The organism is Candidatus Woesearchaeota archaeon (assembly GCA_030651135.1).
GTDB lineage: Archaea > Nanobdellota > Nanobdellia > Woesearchaeales > JACPBO01 > JACPBO01.
The window spans coordinates 1-3978 of the sequence record JAUSCS010000011.1; the positions used below are offsets into that span (position 1 = coordinate 1).

Genomic DNA, 3978 nt, shown 5'->3' on the forward strand with positions numbered 1-3978 from the left:
TAATGAACTATGAACGGTGGCACCAATTTTACAAACAAAGCCCAGGACGCAATAATGTCGGCTCAGCAACTGGCTCAAGAAAAAGGACAGCAGCAAATAGATGCTCTGCACCTGCTTTTTTCTTTGCTCTTGCAAGATGGGTCTGTCATTATAACCATACTTCAAAAATTAGGAGTTGATATTGATAATTTAAAAAAGAAAATTGAAGCCCAAATTACAAAAATTCCTGTGATTGCAGCTCCCACAGTTCTTGGTCAATTTTATTTAACTCAGGACATGGCAAAAGTTTTAGACAGAGCCCGCCAGGAAGCAATGAAAATGGGGGACGAGTTTATTTCTGTTGAGCATTTCTTTTTAGCATTGTTAGACACCAAATCAGGCGCCCGAGATATTTTAGAAAAAGTTACTTTTTTTGGTTCTATAGAAAATTCAAATAATTTGAAAACTTCAAAACTTGATTATGACCAGGTATTAAAAATTCTTTCGCAAATCAGGGGTGGACAAAAAATTACAGACCCGGAGCCGGAGTCAAAATATCAGGTAATTGAGAAATACACCAGGAACTTAACTGATCTGGCAGCTGCCGGTAAAATTGATCCAATAGTCGGAAGAGATAATGAAATTCGTAGATTAATGCAAATTATATCTCGTAGAACTAAAAATAATCCTGTGCTAATCGGAGAAGCCGGAGTTGGTAAAACAGCGATTGTTGAAGGATTTGCCCAAAGAATTGCCAGGGGAAATGTCCCTGAATTTTTGAAAAATAAGGAAATAATTTCATTAGATTTGGGATTAATAATTGCTGGCACAAAATACAGAGGAGAATTTGAAACAAGAATAAAGGCCTTGCTAAAAGAAATTGGCCGCGCAGACGGTAAATATGTTTTATTTATTGACGAACTTCATACTTTGGTTGGAGCCGGAGCTGCCGAAGGCGCAATTGACGCTTCAAATTTATTAAAACCAGCTTTGGCGCGCGGAGAGCTAAGGTCAATCGGGGCTACAACTTTAAAAGAATACCAAAAGTATATTGAAAAAGACCCGGCTTTGGAAAGAAGATTTCAGCCGATTTATGTGCAAGAGCCTTCAGCCGAAGACGCAACAGCAATATTAAGAGGTATCAAAGAAAAATATGAAGTTCACCACGGAGTAAGAATTAAAGATTCTGCTATTAAGGCGGCTGTTGAATTGAGCAATCGCTATATTTCTGACAGGTTCTTGCCAGACAAAGCGGTTGACTTAATGGACGAAGCGGCTTCGGCTTTGAGATTAGAAATTGAATCAGAGCCACAGGAATTAGAAAAATTTGAAGAAGAAATCACAAAATTTGAAATAGAGAAACAGGCATTAAAAAAAGAAAAAGGCTCTGAAAGAAGATTAAAAGTAATTGCCAGAGAATTAGCCGATTTAAAAGAAAAAACAAAAGAGAGCAGGGCAAAATGGGACGCAGAAAAATCATTGATTAATAAAATAAAAGATATCAGAAAAAAAATTGACGGACTTTCTTACCAGACAGAAATTGCCCAAAGAGAGGCAGATTTAGAAAAAGTAGCTGAAATAAAATATGGTAAAATACCACAGCTTTTAAAAGAGCAAAAATTAGTTGAGCAAAAATTAGTTAAACTTCAAAAAACTCATCATTTCTTAAAAGAAGAAGTAACCGAAGAAGAAGTTGCCAAAGTTGTTTCACGTTGGACAGGAATTCCTGTAACAAGATTAATAACAGAAGAAGCCAAGAAGCTGGAAACAATGGAAGATATTTTAAACAGAAGAGTTACTGGACAGCAGGAGGCGATTTCAGCCATATCAAGAGCAATAAGAAGGGCAAGAGCTGGTATTTCTGAAGAAAATAAACCGTTGGGCTCATTTTTATTTTTAGGTCCAACTGGAGTCGGCAAGACCGAAACTGCCAAAGCTTTGGCCGAATTTTTGTTTGACGACGAAAAAGCCATGATAAGACTAGATATGTCAGAATATATGGAACGCCACACAGTTTCCAAAATTATTGGTTCTCCTCCAGGATATGTTGGCTATGAAGAAGCCGGACAGCTTACCGAAAAAGTCAGAAGAAGGCCATATGCAGTAATTTTATTAGATGAGATTGAAAAAGCGCATCCTGAAGTGTTTAATATTTTGCTCCAAATTTTTGAAGACGGCAGACTTACGGACTCTAAGGGCAGAATGGTATCTTTTAAAAATACAATTATAATAATGACTTCTAATGTTGGTTCTGACTATATTAACAAAATGTCTTCAATCGGTTTTAACACCAAAGAAGATGTTGCCGAGAGAGAGTCAATGAAAGATAAAATAATGAATTCCTTAAAAGACCAGTTTAGGCCGGAGTTTTTAAATAGAATTGACGAGATTGTAATCTTCAATTATTTAAGAAAAGAAGAAATTAAAAAAATTGTTGACTTAGAATTGGCAAAAGTTGAAAAAAGATTAAAGGCAAAAGAAATAAAAATAGTAATTTCTGAAAAAGCAAAAGAATTATTGGTGAAAGAGGGATTTGATCCAAATTTGGGCGCAAGGCCGTTAAAGAGAGTGATTCAAAGATTAATTTTAGACCCGTTGTCTGTTAAAATAGTTGTCAACGAAATAAGAGAAGGCAGTAGAGTTCTAATTGACGCAGAAAACGGAAAAATTATATTTGATACGCCAAAAATTCTCTCAAGGATAAGAGAGAATCAAAAATTAGAAAAAACAGCCAGATGATAAAATTAAAAACTATATTAATAGTTGTCGGTGTTTTATTATTAGGGGCATTGGGCGCCCTGATTTTTAATATGTTTGTTTTGCCTTATTTGCTTACAAATACTTATTTTGAAAATTTTCAATTCGTTAAAGATTTTAAATCAGGCAAGATAATTATAAATTCAAAAGAGCAAATTTATATACAAGAAAATACTGCCTTGGAATCAGCTATTGAACGGGTTTTAAAATCTACTGTGGCAATACAAGTAACCACTTTGGCCGGAAGCAGTTATATAGGTTCAGGGTTAATTACTACTTCTGACGGACTAATTGTTATTTCTGCAAATTTAATTCCAGCGGGAAGTAAATTTAATATTTTTATCAACGGTGAAAAAGTAGACTTTAAAATTCAAAAATCCGATTACAAAAAAAATTTAATTTTAGTTAAAATTGATAAAAATAATCTACCGACAGTAGGTTTTGCTGATTTCAATAAAATAAAATTAGGGCAAAGAGTATTTTTAACATCAGTTTCTTCAATAAAAACTGATGACTGGCTTGCTAACGAGGGGATAATAAGAAGTTTTAATGAAAACGCTATAAAAACAAACATTTCTGAAAAATCTGTTGTTTTGGGAAGTCCGTTATTTAATATTTCAGGCGAATTGTTAGGATTAAATTATATTGACCAAGATGGTAGAGTTTCAGCAATACCAGTAAGTATTATAAAAACATTTTTAGGATTGTAAATTAAAAAGAAGTTCATTTAAAAGTAACCCCCTTTTTTGGAGGACCATTAAATGGTGGCCGCTACTGGTTTTAGTTTTAGAGGTCATGGTGGGCCAGAAAAAAACAAAGGCAGAAACTACAGGTTGAAAGAAGGCGAAACGCCAAGGTGTGATTTTTGCGGAGCAATAGCAGACCAATCTATTGAACATGTAAATGGAAGAATAGTATTGGCCTGTTTTGTCTGTATCCCAGAAAGATGTCGTTTCAAGTGGATTAATATGTCCATCAAGTTATGGAGATAGATTAAAAAGAAAGAACAAAAATTAAAACGAAAGTTATCCACAGGTTTGCCTGTTGACGAAGTTCTATACCATAGTATACTGAAAGTGGATCAGCTTTAATTAGCCGGTCATCTCAAAAAAATTGCTAATCTAATTAGCAAAAAAACAACAAAGCACCTTCAAAACTGAATCCACCCCACCACCCAAATAAATAACCAAACCCACCAAAACAAATCATCACAAAGCTTTCTTCGGAAAGCTTTTTTCATTT

At 34.5% G+C, this 3978-nt stretch carries 2 protein-coding genes; both read left to right on the plus strand.

The window, feature by feature from the left end; genetic code table 11:
- Nucleotides 1-9: 9 nt before the first annotated feature.
- A complete protein-coding gene (locus tag Q7J54_06390) occupies nucleotides 10-2718 on the plus strand; it encodes an AAA family ATPase (GenBank protein MDO8741172.1) in 2709 nt (902 codons plus the stop codon).
- Nucleotides 2715-3446: a S1C family serine protease gene (locus Q7J54_06395; GenBank protein ID MDO8741173.1), complete on the plus strand. Its 732-nt coding sequence runs from the start codon at nucleotides 2715-2717 to the stop codon at nucleotides 3444-3446. The genes Q7J54_06390 and Q7J54_06395 overlap by 4 nt, the downstream gene beginning before the upstream one ends.
- The last annotated feature ends 532 nt before the right edge of the window (nucleotides 3447-3978 follow it).